22 protein-coding genes are annotated in these 19,103 nt (G+C 65.3%); 13 read left to right on the forward strand and 9 right to left on the reverse strand.

The annotated features are described in order from the left end of the window. Window positions 1-73: 73 nt before the first annotated feature. Window positions 74-1,858 (reverse strand): tyrosine-type recombinase/integrase, encoded by a 1,785-nt coding sequence (locus tag RIL96_RS07555; RefSeq protein WP_310548410.1) that lies wholly within the window; start codon window positions 1,856-1,858, stop codon window positions 74-76. A 168-nt stretch (window positions 1,859-2,026) separates the two neighbouring features. Between RIL96_RS07555 and RIL96_RS07560 the strand changes: the two genes are divergently transcribed. Then, entirely contained in the window at window positions 2,027-2,356 is a 330-nt protein-coding gene (locus RIL96_RS07560; RefSeq protein WP_310548411.1) for a nucleotidyltransferase family protein, read from the forward strand. A gap of 102 nt (window positions 2,357-2,458) precedes the next feature. Here RIL96_RS07560 and RIL96_RS07565 read toward each other — a convergent pair whose 3' ends face one another. Both RIL96_RS07565 and RIL96_RS07570 read right to left on the reverse strand, forming a co-directional pair. Next, entirely contained in the window at window positions 2,459-3,058 is a 600-nt protein-coding gene (locus RIL96_RS07565) for a PIN domain-containing protein (RefSeq protein ID WP_310548412.1), read from the reverse strand. Between the two features lie 14 nt (window positions 3,059-3,072). Beyond that, window positions 3,073-3,600, reverse strand: coding sequence for a helix-turn-helix domain-containing protein (locus tag RIL96_RS07570; protein ID WP_310548413.1), 528 nt, complete (start codon window positions 3,598-3,600; stop codon window positions 3,073-3,075). A gap of 484 nt (window positions 3,601-4,084) precedes the next feature. On the opposite strand from RIL96_RS07570, the gene RIL96_RS07575 reads away from it, so the two are divergent. The 4 genes from RIL96_RS07575 (at window position 4,085) to RIL96_RS07590 (ending at window position 5,903) form a co-directional block, all read left to right on the forward strand. Further along, complete coding sequence (locus RIL96_RS07575) at window positions 4,085-4,228, forward strand: hypothetical protein (protein WP_310548414.1); 144 nt, start codon at window positions 4,085-4,087, stop codon at window positions 4,226-4,228. Further along, entirely contained in the window at window positions 4,225-4,494 is a 270-nt protein-coding gene (locus RIL96_RS07580; protein WP_310548415.1) for a hypothetical protein, read from the forward strand. The genes RIL96_RS07575 and RIL96_RS07580 overlap by 4 nt, the downstream gene beginning before the upstream one ends. 456 nt (window positions 4,495-4,950) lie before the next feature. Continuing rightward, window positions 4,951-5,445 (forward strand): GNAT family N-acetyltransferase, encoded by a 495-nt coding sequence (locus RIL96_RS07585; protein WP_310548416.1) that lies wholly within the window; start codon window positions 4,951-4,953, stop codon window positions 5,443-5,445. After that, window positions 5,442-5,903 (forward strand): DoxX family protein, encoded by a 462-nt coding sequence (locus RIL96_RS07590; protein WP_310548417.1) that lies wholly within the window; start codon window positions 5,442-5,444, stop codon window positions 5,901-5,903. Before RIL96_RS07585 ends, RIL96_RS07590 begins: the two co-directional genes overlap by 4 nt. Here the strand turns inward: RIL96_RS07590 and RIL96_RS07595 are convergent. The 3 genes from RIL96_RS07595 to fabG all read right to left on the reverse strand — a co-directional run bounded on the left by RIL96_RS07595 (window position 5,882) and on the right by fabG (window position 7,706). Further along, window positions 5,882-6,373, reverse strand: a complete 492-nt coding sequence (locus RIL96_RS07595; RefSeq protein ID WP_310548418.1) for a pyridoxamine 5'-phosphate oxidase family protein — start codon at window positions 6,371-6,373, stop codon at window positions 5,882-5,884. The genes RIL96_RS07590 and RIL96_RS07595 overlap by 22 nt on opposite strands. A gap of 64 nt (window positions 6,374-6,437) precedes the next feature. Beyond that, a complete protein-coding gene (locus RIL96_RS07600) occupies window positions 6,438-6,854 on the reverse strand; it encodes a hypothetical protein (protein WP_310548419.1) in 417 nt (138 codons plus the stop codon). A 93-nt stretch (window positions 6,855-6,947) separates the two neighbouring features. Further along, window positions 6,948-7,706, reverse strand: coding sequence for a 3-oxoacyl-ACP reductase FabG (fabG, locus tag RIL96_RS07605; RefSeq protein ID WP_310548420.1), 759 nt, complete (start codon window positions 7,704-7,706; stop codon window positions 6,948-6,950). Window positions 7,707-7,872: 166 nt separating this feature from the next. Between fabG and RIL96_RS07610 the strand changes: the two genes are divergently transcribed. Further along, complete coding sequence (locus RIL96_RS07610) at window positions 7,873-8,757, forward strand: alpha/beta fold hydrolase (protein ID WP_310548421.1); 885 nt, start codon at window positions 7,873-7,875, stop codon at window positions 8,755-8,757. Here RIL96_RS07610 and RIL96_RS07615 read toward each other — a convergent pair. Beyond that, window positions 8,681-9,448 carry a YwaF family protein gene (locus RIL96_RS07615; protein ID WP_310548422.1) on the reverse strand — a complete coding sequence of 256 codons (768 nt, stop codon included), beginning with the start codon at window positions 9,446-9,448 and terminating at the stop codon, window positions 8,681-8,683. The two genes, RIL96_RS07610 and RIL96_RS07615, sit on opposite strands and share 77 nt — an antisense overlap. A gap of 93 nt (window positions 9,449-9,541) precedes the next feature. Between RIL96_RS07615 and RIL96_RS07620 the strand changes: the two genes are divergently transcribed. The 5 genes from RIL96_RS07620 to hutH all read left to right on the forward strand — a co-directional run bounded on the left by RIL96_RS07620 (window position 9,542) and on the right by hutH (window position 15,688). Next, window positions 9,542-10,678, forward strand: coding sequence for a pirin family protein (locus RIL96_RS07620; protein WP_310548423.1), 1,137 nt, complete (start codon window positions 9,542-9,544; stop codon window positions 10,676-10,678). After that, a complete protein-coding gene (locus RIL96_RS07625; protein ID WP_310548424.1) occupies window positions 10,678-11,337 on the forward strand; it encodes a trimeric intracellular cation channel family protein in 660 nt (219 codons plus the stop codon). The genes RIL96_RS07620 and RIL96_RS07625 overlap by 1 nt, the downstream gene beginning before the upstream one ends. Before the next feature lie 126 nt (window positions 11,338-11,463). Next, window positions 11,464-12,678 carry an amino acid deaminase/aldolase gene (locus tag RIL96_RS07630; protein ID WP_310548425.1) on the forward strand — a complete coding sequence of 405 codons (1,215 nt, stop codon included), beginning with the start codon at window positions 11,464-11,466 and terminating at the stop codon, window positions 12,676-12,678. Window positions 12,679-12,688: 10 nt separating this feature from the next. Continuing rightward, window positions 12,689-13,999 (forward strand): D-arabinono-1,4-lactone oxidase, encoded by a 1,311-nt coding sequence (locus RIL96_RS07635; RefSeq protein WP_310548426.1) that lies wholly within the window; start codon window positions 12,689-12,691, stop codon window positions 13,997-13,999. A 123-nt stretch (window positions 14,000-14,122) separates the two neighbouring features. Further along, window positions 14,123-15,688, forward strand: coding sequence for a histidine ammonia-lyase (hutH, locus tag RIL96_RS07640; protein ID WP_310548427.1), 1,566 nt, complete (start codon window positions 14,123-14,125; stop codon window positions 15,686-15,688). 92 nt (window positions 15,689-15,780) lie between these two features. Here the strand turns inward: hutH and RIL96_RS07645 are convergent, their stop codons facing one another. Continuing rightward, complete coding sequence (locus RIL96_RS07645; protein WP_310548428.1) at window positions 15,781-16,605, reverse strand: aldo/keto reductase; 825 nt, start codon at window positions 16,603-16,605, stop codon at window positions 15,781-15,783. A 33-nt stretch (window positions 16,606-16,638) separates the two neighbouring features. Then, window positions 16,639-17,742, reverse strand: a complete 1,104-nt coding sequence (locus tag RIL96_RS07650) for a GNAT family N-acetyltransferase (protein WP_310548429.1) — start codon at window positions 17,740-17,742, stop codon at window positions 16,639-16,641. Window positions 17,743-17,783: 41 nt separating this feature from the next. On the opposite strand from RIL96_RS07650, the gene RIL96_RS07655 reads away from it, so the two are divergent. Beyond that, window positions 17,784-18,452 carry a TetR/AcrR family transcriptional regulator gene (locus RIL96_RS07655; protein ID WP_310548430.1) on the forward strand — a complete coding sequence of 223 codons (669 nt, stop codon included), beginning with the start codon at window positions 17,784-17,786 and terminating at the stop codon, window positions 18,450-18,452. Between the two features lie 48 nt (window positions 18,453-18,500). Then, complete coding sequence (locus RIL96_RS07660; protein WP_310548431.1) at window positions 18,501-18,953, forward strand: (deoxy)nucleoside triphosphate pyrophosphohydrolase; 453 nt, start codon at window positions 18,501-18,503, stop codon at window positions 18,951-18,953. Window positions 18,954-19,103 lie beyond the last annotated feature (150 nt).

Below are 19,103 nucleotides of genomic sequence, written 5' to 3' on the forward strand. Positions count from 1 at the left end.
TGTTGGCGATTGTTCCCATATGTTGGGCCTAATCTGCCGGTTTCGGTGTTGGTTTCCGACTTACATTTTTGGGCTAATATTCGTATCCTGCTTTGTCAAGGTCGTATGTCATCATATGGCCGTATCGTTCCAGTGTGAAACCTGCGTCTTTGTGTCCCATCTGGTTAGCAATGATGGGTAGCGGTGTTCCTGATTGAATGCGTGATGAGACTGCGAAGTGTCGTAGTCCGTGATGTGTCCAGCCTTGTCTCTTGGTGGAGTTTCGCCGGTGTTCTGGCCATTCGTCCAGGACTTCTGACACATAGTCATAAAGCGGGTTGGCGTATCTGTTGGCGTAGTTGCTTTGGATTTGATAACTGCCGGTTCCCTCCACAATGCGGACACTGTGTCCCCATCCCTCTGGTATGGCGGTGTTGGGCTTGCCGTCTCGGGTCTTGCGAACAGTGTTGCGTGTTGGGAAGAGGAGTAGGTCTAAAAAGTCGTCTATTGCGTCCTTTGTTTTCTTGTGTCGCTGGACTGCTCTGCTGTTCCATAGTTCATCAAGTCGTTGCCAGAGTAGGTAGCACAGTGGTGTGAAGCCGTGTCGCCATAGTTCGATTGCTTCTTCGTCGGTTGCGCTCCATAGGTTGGCCTCTTTGTCAGCAAACCGGGGGATGATGCTTGCTATGTCTGCTCGGTGGCTTCCTGCTGTGTGCCCGTGCCAGGAGGGGAGGAAGGCTGGTAGATAGACGGTGCGTTCCTTGTCCATCTTGGGGCGTGTTATCCAGACTTTGCCGCTTGCGCCTTGGCTTGCCTGTTCTAATATTTCGACTTTGCCTCGGTATGGTTCCAGCCTGCTCTGGTCATAGGTGCGGTCTCCCATCTGCCATCGCTTCAAGCGGTGTTGATAGTGGAACCAGTTGAAGACTTGTTCTCTGGTAAGGAAGTGCCTTACTCGGAGTGCTAATCCTTCTCCTACTCGGATGCCTCCTGCTGCGCCTAATGCGGTGAGTAGTCCGACCTGCCTGAACCTGCTGGCAAGTTCTTCGGTTTCGTCTGCCTGTCGCTGCTCAATGTTTTTGTAGTGCTTGGGCATTCCTCGTCTCATCTTGGAAACGATGACTTGGTCTGCTCCGCCGATGAATGCTGTGTCATCGGGTTCTGTCATCCCTATGCCCTTGGGCCAGAGACTGGTGGGTATCTCGTAGGTCTTTTCCCCTGTGTGGGGGTTGATGGTTGTCCCGTATCGGTCTGGTTCGTCCAGTGGCCCCATCTGGCCTGTGTGATAGGCGGTGATAATCAGTGCTGATACATAGCGTGCTGATGGAATGTCGCCTTTGCTGACTTGCTTGTTTCTGCCGGTGCGTGTCTTGTTGCCGCTTATGTTGATGGCGTTGGAGTAGAGGCTGACATCGTGGTTTATCCATCCTGTGGCGTGCCCGAAAATGCCGTTGATTATTCTGCGTGCGCTCTGTTGTCCTCCGCGCTTCAAGCCTGAAACATCAACACTGCGAATGTGCTGGGGCGTTATCTGTGTGATGGGATAGTCAGCCAGTTCGCTTATGTAGCGGTTCGTTAGGCTCTGGTATCTCTCATAGGTTCGGCTGTTCCAGCGGTGCTTGTTGGTGGCCAGCCAGTCTTGGGCAACTTCTTTCAGCGTGGGCGGTGTCTCGGTGTTCCTCTTATGGTTAGGGGAGTAGTCGCCTAACAGGTGTGCTGCTTTGGCTTCTGCCTCGCTCCTTGTGGTGCCTCCGCTGGCTCTGCGACGTTTGCCCGTGATTGGGTCGTTGTAGGTAATGCGCCAGTAGGGGTATGCCTCCGTTGGGGCGGCGATTGTAGCGCGTCCGTTGAGTATCGGCGTAGTCTTGGTTTTAGCCATCGTGCTCTCATCGTTTGGGTCAAAGTGCTTGGGTCAAACTCTACCGCGAGAGCGTGTGTCACCTGTGTTTCCGGGGATGTGCTGGTGCTTGATTGAGAACTGGCTTAGTTCCGGTTTAACGTCTAGGACGCCATATCGAGGTGCTGCCGGGGCCGGTACCCTGGAAGTATGTCTGAGTCCGTCATCACGCCCGAGACGCTCGCCCTGCGCGAGCTTCTCGCCGCACGTCGTGATGAGTTCCAGGTGCTCCTCGATCAGTTCGGCGCAACCAACCCTAAGTTGTTCGGGCCCGTCGCTCGCGGCACAGCGTCTGCCGGATCGGACATCGACATCCTCGTTGAGATGGACCCTGCCGAGGGGAACCTCCTGATGCGTGCATCCGGTCTACTCGAGGAGACGCGTGTGCTGTTCGGGTGCGATGGCATCGACGTGTTTCCTGCCCAGCTGCTCAAGCGCCCGGTCTCCGTCTCGAGGCTCACTGAAGCAGTGTCGCTGTGAGTTGCAGTCCGGCGCAGCGGCGGCTGGAAGACCTGAGGTCGCGGGCGTAGTGGAACACCGGCACGAGTGCATTCCCTAGGCCAGAGATCCCCCGATGCGGGCTCAGGGCAGCGCGTCTCGCAGCCCCGGCGCTGTCGACAGCAGCTCCGTGGTCCTGGTCATCCCGTAGCGCTCCTCCAGGATGGTCAGGAGGTCGGCCGTGGTGAGCTTTGGGCCCTGGCGTCCGCTGCGGTCGCAGATCGCGATCACCGCTCTGCATGACTGCGTCAGATGCGCGCGGACGGTGTCGTAGACGAAGTCCCGTGCCGGGATTACCCGGATCGGTGAGGGCAGTTTCGACTCGGGGAAGTCCTTGAGGTTCTCGGTGACGATCACCTCGGCGCTGCACATGACCGCGGTCGCGAGGACGTGCTCGTCATCGGGGTCTGGCAGCCCATAGGTGCCTTCCAGCGGCTCCCAATCGGTGACCAGGGCGTCGTCGAAGGCGCTCGACATCTGGTCGATGAGGCGCTCGGCGGACTGCTTCGCTTCGCCGGCGGGTGATCCGCGCCCGACGAGCTTCTCGGCCTCGTGGAAGACGAGCTCGTCGAGGATCGCGGTGCTCCACTTGGGGGAGTAGGTCCTCTCTGCGGCCAGTGACAGCAGGAAGTCGCGCTGTAGGCTGGGCCAGAGCACGCTGGTGTCGAGGACGGCGGAGAACACCGCCCCAGTCTATTTCAGGTTGTCCTCGCGGCCCGGCGCTTCTCAGCCACGGCCTTGCGGGCTCGGCGCAGGTTGGTCAGGGTCTCTTCGATGTCTCTGGTCTCGTCGACGTCGAAGGACAGCGCATCGATGGCTGCGTACTGCGCCTGTCGCCGCCGCTCGCGGTAGTCGAGCACGTCAGTCAGGGCGATCCGGCGGTGCGTGCCCGAGCGGGTGTAGGGCAGCTGCCCCTCGTCGAGGGCCTTGATGAGCGTGGGACGGCTGATGCCCAGGAGATCGGCGGCCTGCTGCGTGGTTAGCGTCTGCGAGGTCGGCGAGACCGTCACAGACAGGCCCTTGCGCATCGCGTCCACGACGCGCAGCAGCGCCTCGTAGACCTCCTGCGGGATCTCGACGGGGTCATCTTCTACTCCGCCCACCAGGTAGTGCCGGGGTCGCGGGGACAGTGACTCCTCGGCGGTAAGCATGTCGTAGACTCGGCGGAGCTGCTGCTCGTCGTCAGCGGAATGGGTCGACGGGGCGAGGGTTTCGGCTGCGGACATGACAGGGTCCCTATCTGTAGTAAACGCAAGGTACTTGCGGTTGCTTCGAACAGTCTAGTGTCGGCGACTCCTGCTAACAAGTAGACCGAGGTCAGGGTGTGCGTGCAGCACCGCGCGTCCATCGAGCTGAATGTGTTGAGTTCAGCTTGGCGGTGACCGGTGTGCCACACGCCCCTCGCGGTGAAGAAGAGCGGGGCCGGCACCGACATGATGAAGATCAGGGCCTCCCATCGGCAGCTCCTCGTCCCGGCGATACCCGTTGCCGCTGCTCGTCGCTCAGGCAGGCGACCGCCCGAAGGCGGACTGGATGTTCCCGTCTCCGCGGAAGAAGCGCGCCGATCGGCAAGCAGTACCCGAACCACGCCCTCACACGGGCTGTCGTTCGCGCACACGCGGACCGTGATGATAAGAACCTGCGGCCGACCGTCCACGGCCTGAGGCGCACGTTCGCCGTATCTCATTGTCAGAGGCAGATGCTGACCTCTTGTGCGTCTCGCAGGCGATGGGCCAGGTCTGCCCCTCGATTACGCTGGACCGGTATGAGCATCTGTCCAAGAAGGGTCTGGCACCGCTGATGACGAAGATCGACGCACCCGTCACGCCGCTGACCAAGGAAGTCGCCGCATGAGTACCTGGCACTACCTGTCCGTCTTCGTGGAACACGACGGGAGTCACGAGTACGCGATGTGCGAGGTCTACCTCGATGATGCAGGTCTGGTCGATGCGTGGACCGCAAGCCATCAGATCGCTCCTTCCGGTCACAGCGCCGAGGAACTGCGAGCCGACCTTGAGCAGATGCTCGACGATCTCTCTTACTGGCGACCGATCGAGTTTGCTTCTCTCGAGGTCGGGATGCGTCTGAAGGTCCGGGCGTCAGCCACGCCCGACGGCTGATCCGACCGTGTGCGCCCCAGATGCGCCCTGAGGTTCGTCTAGACCGCAGGCGACCAGGTGTTATGCATAGTTGCATCCTGCTTTGCAAGGCTCAGGTTGACTCGATGACTCTCCAACGAAAATCGACGAGGGGCAGTGTGAGGATGTCCATCTGTGCTCTCTTGCTGGACTTTGAGGATGTCGACGACTGCTAGTCTTCCGTGTTGGTTCATCAGGACCACGCTCTCACTTGCGTGTGAGGTGAAGGAGCGCTTTGGAACGAGAGGACCTATGCACGCCAGAACACTCGGCTAAGGTCTTGAGGTCTCCGCGTTCGGCATCAGCTTCGTGCCGGTCAGCCCGCTGGGAAAAGGACTCCACACGGGCATGGTGAATGAATCGGCGTCGCCGGCGACCGCTATGGTGAGGTGCACATGGCCTATCTCGATCGCTGACCTGCGTGCCAGACTGGCTCTCATGTCTCAGACTCTCCACGCCTCCCGTATCCGCTCGGCAGCATTCGCGGATCTCGATCCACGAGTCGCCTACCAGCTCTGGCAGCTGCGTGCCCGGATCTTCATCGTGGAGCAGGACTGCCCGTACATGGATATGGACGGCAGAGATATGGAATCGGATGCCTCTCACCTGTGGGTGGAGCGCCACGGTACACCTGTGGGCTGTTTGCGGGTCCTGAAGGACCCGGACTCTGTGCGGATCGGGCGAGTTGCCGTAGCCCAGGAGCACCGCGGCGCAGGGCTGGCGGCAGAGCTGATGCGCGCCGCCCTGGCCCAGGTGGGGGAGCAGGACTGCGTACTCGATGCACAGTCCCACCTGACACATTGGTACGCCCGGTTGGGCTTCGAGCCCGATGGCCCAGAATTCCTGGAAGACGGAATCCCGCACACTCCGATGCGCCGCAGAGCCACCACCGGGCAGTCAACCTCACCTGATACGGCAGGTTCGGCACGATGAGCGCCCGTACATCACCTGGCACCGGCTCCCGGCTGATCCGCATGGCCCGCGGCGCCTCACGAGTCCTGCTCGGCAGTGCCCTGGTCGGCGCCGGGATCGCCCACCTGACCTCGCATCGCGAAGAGTTCCAGGCCCAGGTGCCGGACTGGATGCCGGTGGACCATGACCTGGTGGTCCTGGGCTCCGGCGTGATCGAAATCGGCCTGGGTGGCAGTCTGATCCTCAGCCCCAGCGCCATACGCCCAGTCATCGGCCTGGCCACAGCGGGCTTCTTCGTGGTCATCTTCCCGGGAAACTTCGCCCAATACGTGGAGGGCACAGATGCCTTCGGGCTGGAGAGCGACCGCGCCCGATTGGCGCGGCTGTTCTTCCAGCCGGTGCTCATCCTCTGGGCGCTGGAATCCACCGACGTCCGCCGCTGGTGGCGTGCCCGCCGTCAGAGATCAACCCGCCCCTGATCACCCATCGAGGGGGAGTCCTTGCCCCACTTATTGGCCAGTGAGGCTGTGGCCATCTTCACCAGAGCCACCGCACCGCCCGGTCCCTCCCAGTACTGTGCGGACTCAGGCCGTACCTCGATCAACGCGACATCAGGGTCCTCCGGACCGTCCGCGAAGTAGGCCTTCGCGCCCAGGTCCCACAGCTGCGCCTTCGTCGCCTCGTCAGTGCGCGCCACGGCAGAGCCCGCCACTGACACCCAGGTCTTGTCATCGACGAAGGCCAGGTTCACCTGACCCTCGCCGACGACGTCGTCGACCTTCTCGGATTCGACACGGCTGAAGAACCACCGCCGGTGGTCCTCATCAATATGCGCGACCCCCATCGGCCGGGAGGCCAGCCGGCCCTCAGCGTCGACGGTGGTGAGCATGCAGGTGCCGATCTCCTCCAGCATCTGCATCAGGTCCTGCGGCTGCTTGGTCTCGCCCATATGCCCTCCCGGCGTATCACAGAGTTTCCCCAGGTCAGAGGCCTATCTGTGAGTCTACCCAGAGTCAGTCGTCCTTGCGGTCCTCGCCGATGAGCAGCGCCAGCGCGATCGCGGCCAACCAGCTGTCCTTAGCGATCGCGGTGCCCTCCTGCGAAGGCCGGATGCCGTCTTCTTCCGTCATCTCTGGGGTGTTGAAGTACATCGACAGCAGAGGCCCGGAGAACGCCGCCAGGGCAGCACCGGCAACGCGGTTGGGCACCAGCGGAGTCAACAGGGCCGCGCCGACGGCGACCTCACCGTAGCTGAGGAACTTGCCGAACTGCTCAGCGCTCAGCTTCTCGAAGGCCGGCACACCCTTGACCGCCATGGCCTGCAGCGCCTCCGCCTGCTCCCGCGGCATACCCAGCTTCCCGATGCCGGAGTTGAGGATCATCGCGCCCGGAACGGTACGCAGGACGAGGTTGCGGAAGTTGATGCTCATGAGACACCCCTACATCGGATACGTCAGTCTGACGCAGACGAGCCTATCGGGGAGCTCTGACATCGCACATCCCGCACGTCACAATCCCGGCCCTCACATCTCGTCGAGCGCCTCCGGGGTCTCGGGAAGAATCTGCCCACCATCGACGACGATTCCCTGACCGGTGATGTACCGGGCCCCGTCCGAGGCGAGGAAGGCCACCGTCTCACCGATGTCTTCGGGCTCACCCAGGTAGCCCAGGGGCACGCTGCGCGCCATCTGCTCCAGATAGGTCTGCCCCATCTCCTCAAGACCCGGGGTGACGATATTGCCCGGCAGCACCGCGTTGACGGTGATCCGCGAGGGCGCCAACTCGATCGCCGCCGAGCGGGCGAAACCCATCTGCGCGGCTTTTGTCGCACCATAGAGCGACCACGCCGGGAACCCGGTGTAGTTCCCGGTGATCGAACTGGTCAGCACGATGCGGCCCCGTCCGGATGCACGCAGCGCCGGAACTGCGGCCTGCACACTATGCACCGTGCCGTGGACGTTGACGGAGAAGATCGACTCGATGTCGGTGTCAGCGGCGTCCTCGATCCGCACCTGCGGGTAGATCCCCGCATTCGAGGCCAGCACGTCCAGTCCGCCCAGCTCAGCGGTGACCTCTTCGATGACCTCACGGCAGGCGGCCGCATCCCGGACATCCAAGGTCAGCGCTCGAAGCCCCTCCGCCCGGGCCTGCTGACACTCCTCCTCGGTGACACCGGTGACGATGACCTCGGCCCCATGTCTGGTGAGAGTCTTGGCGATACCGCGGCCGATGCCCATCGTCCCGCCGGTGACCAGCGCCTTATGTCCCTGCAGCAATGCCATGTGAACACTCCTCATTCCCTGTGATTCCCTGTGATTCCCGGTGATTCCCTGCGGTGATGGATGACCCGTTCGGAGGATCGTGCGCCCCTTTGCTCCGACCCTCATCTTGTTCAGGCCCTAGTCCTGACCCTAGGGCCTGGGCGCAGGTTCTCGATAGGGTGACTCGGTGACCGATTTCGACACCTTCACCCTCCACACCACAGAGGTCTCCGACGAATCCGCTGAGCCACAGGCCACAGTGGTCTTCCTGCACGGGCTCTTCGGCCAAGGCCGGAACTTCTCGCAGATCGCGAAGTCCCTGCTGCCTGAGCTGCGTTCCGTCTTGGTCGATCTGCCGGACCACGGCGCCTCGGACTGGACCGAGAACTTCGACTATGTGCAGATCGCAGATCTCGTCGCCGAGAAGCTGCGTGCCGGGCCTGCGGCCGAATCCCCGGTCCACGTAGTCGGGCACTCGATGGGCGGCAAAGTCGCCATGGTGCTGGCCCTGAGGCATCCGGAACTGGTGGACCGGCTCGTCGTCGTCGACATCTCTCCGGTCTCCGGCGGCTCCACCGGGGAGTTCAGCCACCTGCTCGGCGCTTTGGCCGAACTGGACCTGAACACGATCACGCGCCGCAAAGATGCTGACGAGACACTGGCCGCGCCGATCCCGAACCCCACAGTGCGCGGATTCCTGCTGCAGAACCTGCGCAGCACAGACGAAGGCTTCCACTGGCGGGCTCATCTGACGATGCTCCACCGGGACCTCGACGCCATCGGCGGATTCCCCGCGGACAAGCAGCTCAGCCAAGGCCGGCGCGGAGCTGAAGACGGCGTGACCTTCGACGGTCAGGTCCTCTGGGTCGCCGGAGAGAACTCCGACTACATCACCGAAGACGCCGAGCCTACGATGCGCCGGCTCTTCCCCCGGACCCACCTGGTCACCGTCAAGGGTGCCGGGCACTGGGTCCATTCGGAGAAGCCGGAGGTCTTCATCTCCGCGCTGCGCCGGTTCTTCCCCCTTGAAGCAGATGCCGACGCCGACGTCGATACCGATGCTGAGAGGTGAACGGCCAGGTCATCAGCGCCCACACCGCCGCCACCAACACAGCCACTGAGACGATATACAGCGGCCACGGCCCCAGCACATCGAGTATGGACGCAGACTCCGGAGCACCGTTGAGGTAGCCGTAGTTCGTATCCGTCAGCGCATTGACCGTCATCGCCACGGCGGCCCACCCCAGAGTGATCAGGTAGGTCACGGAGAAATCCGGCCAGGTGGGCCGGTACCCGTCAACGAAGAGGAAGAGCACCGGAACGGCGAACACCACGATGTGCAGCACCCAGAACGCCGAGAAGCTCAGCCACGGAAACGGACCGTAGGTCAGATCCGGAGTGATCAGAGACTGCAGGTTCAGCGTCAGCCCCCAATAGAAGCTCACCGCCACCGCCCAGCGCACCCGCCAGATCAAGGCGATCGCGACGATGAACCGCAGCGCATCCGAGAACTGCAGAGGCAGTGACGAGGACACCGAGAAATTCTCGGGAAGCAGACGCCACCCGGCCCACAGCAGTGTCATTATGAGGAAGACCCACCCGGCGGTGCGCATCACCCGATGCACGGCCGCCGGCCCGCCGCGGGCACGCAACCGCCGCAGCCACCAGAGACTGACCACACAGGACAGCACGGTGACCACGAGCATCGCCCCGTGGGCCAGCCCGTAGTTCGCCATCCGGTCGGTGCCGAGCAGCTCAGTCATGGCGCACAGTTTAGAGGCACGGCGTCTAGAGGCACGCTAGAGGCGCGGCGTCTAGAGTTGTTCAGGCACCGACGAGCAGGAGGCCAGGCCGGGATGAGCAACACCGAACGCAATCCGCAGGAACACCTCTGCGAGAACCGCCCCTACACGCGCGAGGGCCTCAGCCCGGGCATCACCCACGGCGCCGGCGGTGTGGAAGTCCTCGAACCCCGCGATGTCCCGCTCGGCGGGCCGCGGGCCATGCAGGTCCGTCGCACGTTGCCGCAACGGACTAGGTCACTGGTCGGTGCCTGGTGCTTCCTCGATCTCTACGGTCCCGACGACGTCGCCGAGACCGGCGGCATGGCCGTGCCACGTCATCCGCATACCGGCCTGGCCACGGTCTCCTGGCTGTTCTCCGGGCGCATCGACCACCTGGATTCCGCCCGAAACTGGGCCACTTTCCGCCCCGGTGACGCGGTGTTCATGAACGCCGGGCGCGGCATCACCCACTCCGAATACTCCTCCCCGGAGGTGACCACTCTCCACGGGGCCCAGTTCTGGTACGCTTTGCCCGACGAGCACCGGTTCATCGCCCCGCATCTCGATGTCCACCGCCCGGAGCCGGTGGAGGGCGAGGGCTGGCAGGCCCGGGTGTTCGTCGGTGATCTGCTGGGCAGCCGCTCCCAGATCCACTCGTATATCCCGCTCACCGGCGCCGAACTGCGCCTAGCCCCGGGTGCCTCTCTGGAGATCGAAGTGCCCGCCGGACACGAACACGGGCTGCTCGTCGTCGAAGGAGCCGCCGACTTCGAAGGCCAACGGCTGGAGGCCGACCACCTCGGCGTCGTCGACGCCGGGCGTCAGCGACTGCGCATCCGCGCCGCCGCCGCGCTCAGTGACGACCCCGGTGGCCACACCAGTGACGACCCCGGCAACCACGCTGGTGATCATACTGATGAGCAGCCGCTGCTGGCACTGCTCTTCGGAGGTCAGCCGCTTGATGAGCAGATCGTCATGTGGTGGAACTTCGTCGGCCGCAGCCACGAGGAGATCGCCGCCTACCGCGCGACCTATCAGGCCGAGATGGGCTTCGAGACCGGAGCCGATGCTGCTGGCACCACCGCCTCAGCAGACTCCGATTCCGTGCAAGATCCCTCATCCCTGCAGTTCGGTGAGTTCCCGCCGGGCACGGCAGACCCCCTGCCGGCCCCGCAGCTGCCCGGCGTCCGGCTGACACCCCGCCGGTGATGACGGCGCTCCTCACTGGCCTGCCGCAGGTCGACATCATCCTCATCCTGGAGCTCGTCGGCACCTTCGCCTTCGCCGTCTCCGGTGCCCTGCTCGCCGTGCGCAAAGGCTTCGACCTCGTCGGCTCCCTGCTGCTGGCCGGGCTCGCCGGCCTCGGCGGGGGAGTGATCCGTGACCTGGTCCTCGACTCCGGGGTGCCCAACGCCTTCGACACCCCGCTCTACCTGCTCCCGGTGCTCATCGCAGTGCTCGCCGTCTACCTCACCCTCATCCGGGAGACTCGGCTGCGCCGCACCCTGCTGGTCTTCGACGCCCTCGGTCTGTCGCTGTTCTGCGTCATGGGTGCCACCATCGCCCACGACGTCGGCCTCAACCCGGTGGCCTGTATCCTGATGGGCGTGACCACCGCAGTGGGAGGGGGTACGCTGCGCGACGTCGTCGCCAATGAGGTCCCGCAGATCGTCAACCCCGAAGGCGTCTACGCCGCCCCGGCACTGCTCGGTGCCGCGCTGACCACTCTGGTGCTCGAGCTCGGGGTGTTCGGGGCCCTGACCGGTACCGGCATCGTGGCGGTGGTGCTGACCCTGCGGCTGCTGGCGCTGAGCTTCGGCTGGCGCATCCCCCGAGCAGCACACGGCTCAGGGGAAGAACGCACATGACACCAGAGGCAGAAGACGATGCCGTGACCCGAGCATTCAACGAAGTGGACCTCGCCGCTCACCTGCCCGCCGAGGTCCGGCAGCTGGCCGGGTACGCGGCGCCGATCTGAGCGTAGACTCAGCCAGGTGAGCACTGACACTGCCTGGCCCCCGCCGTGGGAGGCGTTCAGCCGCGCCGTCGACGGCCTGGACGCCCCACTGGCCGCTGTAGACCTCGACGCCTTCGATGCCAACGCCGAAGACCTCCTCCGCCGTGCCGGCGGCACCCCGATCCGCGTGGCCAGTAAGTCCGTGCGGTCCCGCCAGCTGCTCCGATCCGTCCTGGACCGCCCAGGGTTCTCCGGCGTGCTGGCCTTCACCCTGGCCGAGGCCATATGGCTGGTCCGCACCGGCACCAGCGACGACGTCGTCCTCGGATATCCGTGTGCCGAACGCGGGGCCCTGGCCCAGCTGTGCGCTGATCCGGAGCTGGCGTCGCAGATCACCCTGATGATCGACTCGCCCGCTCAGCTGGACCTCATCGACGAACTCGTCCCGCCGTCTTCGCGGACCGAGATCAGGGTCTGTCTGGATCTCGACTGCAGTCTGCGAGTGGGGCCGCTGGTCCTCGGTGCGCGCCGTTCTCCGGTGCGGACCCCGGAGCAGGCCGCACGTGCGGCCGAGCACATCGCAGCACGGCCCGGCTTCCGGCTGGTGGGTCTGATGGGTTACGAGGCGCAGGTCGCCGGCGTCGTCGACGACCGGCGCAGCAGCCTCCCCGCACGGTTAGGTGATCTCGCGGTGCGCGGGATGAAGCACGTCTCCGTCCGCGAGTTGCGGAGCCGACGCCGCGAGGTGGTGGAGGCCGTGCGGCGCCACGCCGAGCTTGAGTTCGTCAACGGCGGCGGCACCGGGTCTTTGGAGAGCACTGATGCCGGAGGCGAGTGCACTGAGCTTGCCGCCGGCTCCGGGCTCTACGGCCCTCACCTGTTCGACGGGTACCGCGGATTCGCTCCGCGGCCGGCCGCGGCCTTCGCGCTGCGGGTGGTGCGCCGTCCCGCCGCCGATATCGTCACCGTCCACGGCGGCGGGTGGATCGCCTCGGGGCCCACCGGCGCGGACCGGCAGCCCTCACCCGTCTGGCCGGCAGGTATGCGCCTGCTGCCGGCAGAGGCCGCCGGGGAGGTGCAGACTCCGCTGCGCTGCACGTCACAGGTGCCGCAGATCGGTGAGCTGACCTGGTGGCGGCACACCAAAGCCGGGGAGCTGTGCGAACACGTCGATGAGCTGCACCTGATCCGCGGAGAGGCCATCGTGGGATCAGCCCCCACCTACCGTGGCGAGGGGATGGTCTTTCTGTGAGGAGCAGCGCATGAACAGCACACCGATATGGCGGAACTGGTCGCGGCTGGAGAGCGCCCGGCCGCACCGGGTGATCACCCCGCATACTGAGGCCGCACTGGTCCGGCAGGTGCGCGCCGCACTGCAGTCCGGTGAGCGGGTCAAGGTCATCGGCTCCGGGCACAGCTTCACCGGCATCGCCGTCGCCCCGCAGGTGCAGGTGGATCTGCACCGGCTGACCGGGATCATCGACGTCGACGTCGCCGCCCGTCGTGTCCGGCTGCGTGCCGGTACCCCGCTGTGGCAGATCCCCGGTCTGCTGGAGCCCTACGGGCTGGCCATGGAGAACCTGGGCGACATCGACCGGCAGACCATCGCCGGTGCGGTCTCCACGGGGACCCACGGCACCGGATTCGCCTACGCCTCGATCTCCTCACAGGTGATAGGGATGCGGATGCTCACCGGTACCGGTGAGCTGCTCGACGTCGACGGCTCCGACCCGGAGCTGCTGGATGCTCTGCGCGTGGGGCTCGGGGCCTTCGGGATCATCCTGGAGGTCACGCTGCAGTGCGTCGAGGCCTTCGATCTGCACATCATCGAGCGGCTCGAACCCTTCGACACCGTCGTCTCCGAGTGGCGGCAGCGGGTCCAACAGGTCGATCACCTTGAGTTCTACTGGTTCGGGCACAGTGATCAGGTGCTGACCAAGACCTCGCATCGGGTGGCGCCGGGGGAGCGGGAACGCACACCGCGTTCGCCGCTGCGCCGGACAGTGGAGGACGAACTGCTCAGCAATGCCGGCTTCGCCGCCCTCTGCCGGGCGGGCCAGGCGGTGCCGCGTGCAGTGCCGCAGATCAACCGTCTATGCACTGCGGTGTGGGGCGGCCGCGACGAGGTGCGTGCCTCTCATGAGATCTTCGCGACCTCACGCCGGGTGCGGTTCACCGAGACTGAACAGGCCGTGCCGGTGGAGCACACTGCTGAGGTCATGGGCAGGCTCCGGAGCCTCTTCCGGGAACAGGGGTGGGCTTCCTCATTCCCGCTGGAGGTCCGTGTCGCGGCGGCGGACTCGGCCTGGCTGTCCACTTCGGCAGGGCGCGAAAGCCTCTACATCGCCGCGCATCAGCACATCGGTCAACAGTATGAGCAGTATTTCGCCGCGGTCTCTGACGTTCTCGCGGACTTCCAGGCGCGCCCGCACTGGGGAAAGCTGCACACTCTCGACGCCGCCGCGCTGCGCCGGCTCTACCCGCGCTTCGATGACGCACTGGACCTGCGGGAACGTCTGGACCCCGCGCGAGCGTTCAGCAACCCGTACTTGGAGCGTGTGCTCGGCGCCTGACGTCTCGTTCTGAGGCGCCGGGGGAGGCGTTGTCCTTCGGAGCCCTCTGTGGAAGAGTGCCTGGTGATATGCCGCACAGCGGCATGTGCTCACCATTGGACGGAATAAAGGAGACGCGGGCTTATGGGCGCACCATCAGGGGCAGAGCAGGATCCGGTCATCCTCGGTGATCGTCCGCTGACAGTGGAGGAGGTCTCCGCCGTCGCCCGTGAGGGTGCAGCAGTGGAGATCAGCGCCTCGGCGCAGCAGCGTATCCAGCATGCCCGGACCGTCGTGGAGGACCATGCCGGTTCAGAGCGGGCGATCTACGGGGTATCCACAGGTTTCGGCGCCCTGGCGCACACCCTTATCGACGCCGAATCCCGTGACGCCCTGCAGCTGGCACTGGTCCGTTCCCATGCGGCGGGCACCGGCACGGAGGTCGAGGCGGAGGTGGTGCGCGCGATGATGCTGCTGCGGCTGCAGACCTTCACCACCGGGCGGACTGGAGTGCGGCTCTCCACCGCCCAGCGCTACGCGGCCCTGCTCAACCACGGGTTCACTCCGGTGGTCTATGAATACGGGTCTCTGGGCTGCTCGGGTGACTTGGCGCCGTTGGCCCACTGTGCGCTCGCCGTCATCGGAGAGGGGCAGGTGCGCAGCGCCGAAGGGCGACTCCTCGGAGCCGATGAGGCCTTCACCCAACTGCAGATGGAGCCCCGGTATGCGCTCGCCGCCAAAGAGGGGTTGGCGCTGATCAACGGTACTGACGGGATGCTGGGGATGCTGGCGCTGAGCCTTGTGGATCTCGCCGGGCTGGTCCGCACTGCTGAGGTGGCCACGGCGATGAGCATCGAAGCGCTGCTGGGCACTGACCGGGTCTTCGCCGAGGAGGTCCAAGCTGTCCGGGCCCATCACGGGCAAAGCATCTCGGCGGCGAACCTCCGTGCACTGTTGGCCGATTCGGAGATCGTGGCCAGCCACCGTGGTGAGGACTGCTCCATCGTCCAGGACGCCTATTCGTTGCGCTGCGCCCCTCAGGTGGCGGGGGCGGTGCGTGACACGCTGGCCCATGCTCAGCGCGTAGCTGAGGTCGAACTCGCCGCCGCTGTGGACAACCCGGTGGTCCTCGATGACGGGCGCATCGAGTCCAACGGTAATTTCCACGGTGCCCCGGTGGGGTACGTGCTCGATTTCCTCGCGATCGCGACGGCGGACCTGGCCTCCATCGGGGAGCGGCGCACGGACAGGATGCTGGATCCGGCCCGCTCCCACGGTCTGCCGGCCTTCCTCGGTGACGATCCGGGGCTGGATTCCGGTTTCATGATCGCCCAGTACACCCAGGCGTCGATGGTCTCCGAGCTCAAGCGCCTGGCGGCCCCGGCCTCAGTGGACTCCATCCCCTCCTCGGCGATGCAGGAGGACCACGTCTCGATGGGCTGGGCGGCGGGCCGGAAGCTGCGCCGCGGAGTCGATGCGCTGACCCGGGTGGTGGCCATCGAAGTGCTCATCGCCGCCCGTGCGCTGGACCTGCGGCGGCCGTTGTGCAGTGCCCCGGCCACCTCCGCGGTGATAGGCGCAGTCCGTGACGTCATCCCCGCTGTGGGTGAGGACAGGTACCTCTCTCCGGAGATTGAGGCCGCCGTCGCACTGGTGCGCTCCGGCACCGTGGTCAGCGCTGCTGAGTCGGCCGCCGGGAAGCTGGGGTGAATCGAGCCCCGGGGTCGAGTCAGTTCCCGGGACCGAATCAGCCCCCGGGACCAGTGGGTCAGGCGGTGCAGTGGGGCAGGCGGTGCAGGCGATCAGCCGGTGAACGTGTCGGGGTGACCTCCGCGCCGTCCGGCCTCCCCACGGTCGAGTTCGCTGATCGCCGCCATCTGCTCCTCGGAGAGCAGGAAGCTGTGCAGATCCAGGTTGGCGCGCATCCGTTCCTCAGTGCTGGACTTCGGGATGACCACATCACCGCGCTGCAGGTGCCAGCGCAGGATGACTTGGGCTTCTGAGACATCGAGCTGCTGGGCGACCTCGCGCACGGTCGGGTCGGCGAATTCGTCACCGCGGCCCAGCGGTGACCACGCCTCGACGACGATGCCGTGCTCACGGCAGTAGCCACGCACTGCGTCATTGGGGAAGTAGGGGTGCACTTCGATCTGGTTCACCGCCGGGACGACGCCGGTCTCAGTGATGAGTCGATCGATGTGCTCCGCGGTGAAGTTGGAGACACCGATGGTCTTGGCCCGCCCGGAGTCGGCGATCTGCTGCATCGTCCTCCAGGTGGAGACGAAGTCACCGTCGTAGAGCGTCGGTACTGGCCAGTGGATGAGGAAGAGATCGACATATTCAGTGCCCAGCGCCTGGAGAGAGGCCTCGAAGCTGGCCAGTGCGTCCTCACGCAGATGGTTGCCGTTGTTCAGCTTCGTGGTGATGAACACCTCCGACCGATCCAGTCCCGAACGGCGGATGCCCTCACCGACGGCGGCCTCGTTCTCATACATCTGGGCGGTGTCCAGGTGGCGGTAGCCGAGCTTGAGGGCTTGGGCGACCGACGCCGCGGTGTCCTCGGTGGCGTAGGTGCCGTAGCCGATCTGCGGGATGGTGTGGCCGGAGTTCAGAGACAGAGTGCTCATAGCCAGGAGTCTAGAAGGAGCATCGGCGGCTCGTCACGCCTCGGGGTGCTGTTCATGACTGCGCTGGTCATCGGCTTCGTGCCGGAGCCGGGCGTAGATGAGCGTATCGGTCCACTCGCCCTTATTCCACCAGTCCTGCCGCAGGTGAGCCTCACGGCGCAGACCGACCCGCTCGGCGAGCCGGGCAGAGGCGGTGTTGCGGGCATCCATCTGCGCGGCCACTCGGTGGAGGTGGTAATGATCGAAAGCCAGACGAAGAACGGCCTCCACCGCCTCTGAGGCCAGGCCGGCACCGCCGAAGGCCGGGTCCAGCACCCACCCGATCTCGCCCAGTCGGTGCTGCGCCTCGCGGGACCAGAGCATGACATCGCCGATGACGGTCCCCTGGTGGGTGATGACCAGGGCCAGCGCCCCATCGGCACGCAGATCGGTCTGGTTGATCCGTTCGCTGAGGTGACGCTGTGCCGCGGAGGTGTCCCACGGGTCGTCTAAGAGATACTTCGCGACGTCAGGCTGCGCATAGATCGCCCGGAGCGGTTCTGCATCGGTGCCGGTGTGCAGTCGCAGGAGCAGCCGTGACGTGGCCAGCGGGACCTGCGGGCAGGGGGCGATCTCGCGGATCCACCGGATGACCTCTGCCTCGCGGTTCGAGGGAAGAACCTCGCGGCCGCGTCCGGTCTCGGTGAACCCGGTCCGGATCAGTACCTTCTGCGAGCTCGGGTTATCAGGCACGGTCCGTGCCGAGAGCCGGTGAAGCCCGCTGAGCCGGGCCAGCCGCATGCCCAGATGCAGTGCAGCAGAGGCCGCCCCCGTGCCCCGGTGTGCGGGGCTGACCCAGAAGCCCACTTCGGCGGAGTCCACGGTGACGTCGAAGAGCACCAGGCTGCCGATCAGCTCATCGGTCTCGCGGTCCGCCACGGCCAGGACGGCGAGGTCGCCGCGCGCGAGCGAGGGGGTGACCTGCTCGTCGATCATCTCTCGGACTGTTGCGGCGGTGTAGTCGGTGCGCGGCAGATGGGCGAAGGCCTGGACCTGGGGGTCAGAAGCGCCGTGGGCGAAGGCTGCAGCGTCCTCGGCGGTGAGTCTGCGCAGCGTGAAGCGGTCGTCATGGAGAGGGAGGGCAGAGGAACGGATCACAGTGTTAAGCTAACACAGTTCGGATAGTTTAGGATCGCTGCATGAGCTACTGGGAGCGCGTCCGGCCAGTGCGCAGGGCCCGTGCCGTGGACATCGGGGAGGTGGCCCGCGCGTCCGTGCGGCTGCTCGATGAGGGGGGCCTCGGGGTGCTGACTGTGCGCGCCGTCGCCGCGCAGATCGCAGTGGCACCAGCGAGCCTCTACTCGCGGGTGGAATCTGTGGAAGACCTCTTCGATCTCGCCTTGGATGCCGCGCTGGGTGAGGATGCTGAGGTGCAGCGAGCGCTCGACGCCGACGTCCGTGACTCCCGGGTGCGAGGGGTCGGGGCCCAGGAGTCCGGTGTGTTCGAGGATCTGATGCTGGCGCTGTACCGTCACCTGGTCCGTCACCGCTGGGCGCCGCAGATCCTGGTCCGTCGTGCTCCGCGCGGCCCCCACTACCTGCGGTTCTCCGAGCGGATGTGCGTCCTCTTGGAGAAGGAGGGCGCGGTCGACCCGCTGGGTAGTGCCTATACGGCCTCGAACTTCGTGATCGGCAGTGCGGCCACGGCGCCGATGCTCAGCGATGAACGAGCCGCTCCCATCGATGCCGACGTCGCCCCGCTCTATGCGCGCCTGCACGCCGGGCACCGGGCTGACCCTGAGGTGCTCGTCGTTCAGGGTCTGGCATCGCTTCGTCGGCGCGCGTCGGCGGGGGCCGATAGGGGATGAGGGAGAATCGGGGTGGAGCAGAGTCGCCCGGTGAGCTGAGGAGGACCCGTGACCGGTGAGGTGGATGCCCCGCAGACGGTGGTGGCCGCGGCGATCCTGCGCGGTGAGGGGGCTGAAGGTCAGGAGCTTCTCATTGCCCGGCGCAGCGCCCCGGAGAAGCTGGCGGGGTTGTGGGAGTTCCCCGGTGGGAAGCTCGAGCCGGGGGAAGATCCCCGTGCCGGCGCGGCACGGGAGTTGGCGGAGGAGCTCGGCGTCGAGGTCGAACTCGGCGATGAGGTGATGTCGCAGACTGCGCCGGAATATGAGCCGGGGTGGGGCTGGCGGCTCAGCGAGAAGGCCGTGATGCGGCTGTTCCTGGGCCGGCTGAGCGGAGGCTCGTCGGCACCGCAGCCGCTGCAGGACCATGACCGCGTCGAATGGGTGCGGCTGGATGAGCGCGCGCTGAGGTATCCATGGATCCCCGCTGATGTGCCGATCGTCGAGGCCCTGATCGGCACCTGATGCTGATCGACCGGTTAAATGGGAGACCCGCGCAGAAGCAGTGAGGAGGGCTTCTGCGCGGGTCGCGCTTCCCATCGCGCACCACGATTAGAACACGTATTCTATGGACTCTGCAAGTCATCCCGGTAGTGAGTCGAACAGATGTTCGAT

It is taken from the genome of Nesterenkonia aerolata, assembly GCF_031470965.1.
Lineage (GTDB): Bacteria > Actinomycetota > Actinomycetes > Actinomycetales > Micrococcaceae > Nesterenkonia > Nesterenkonia aerolata.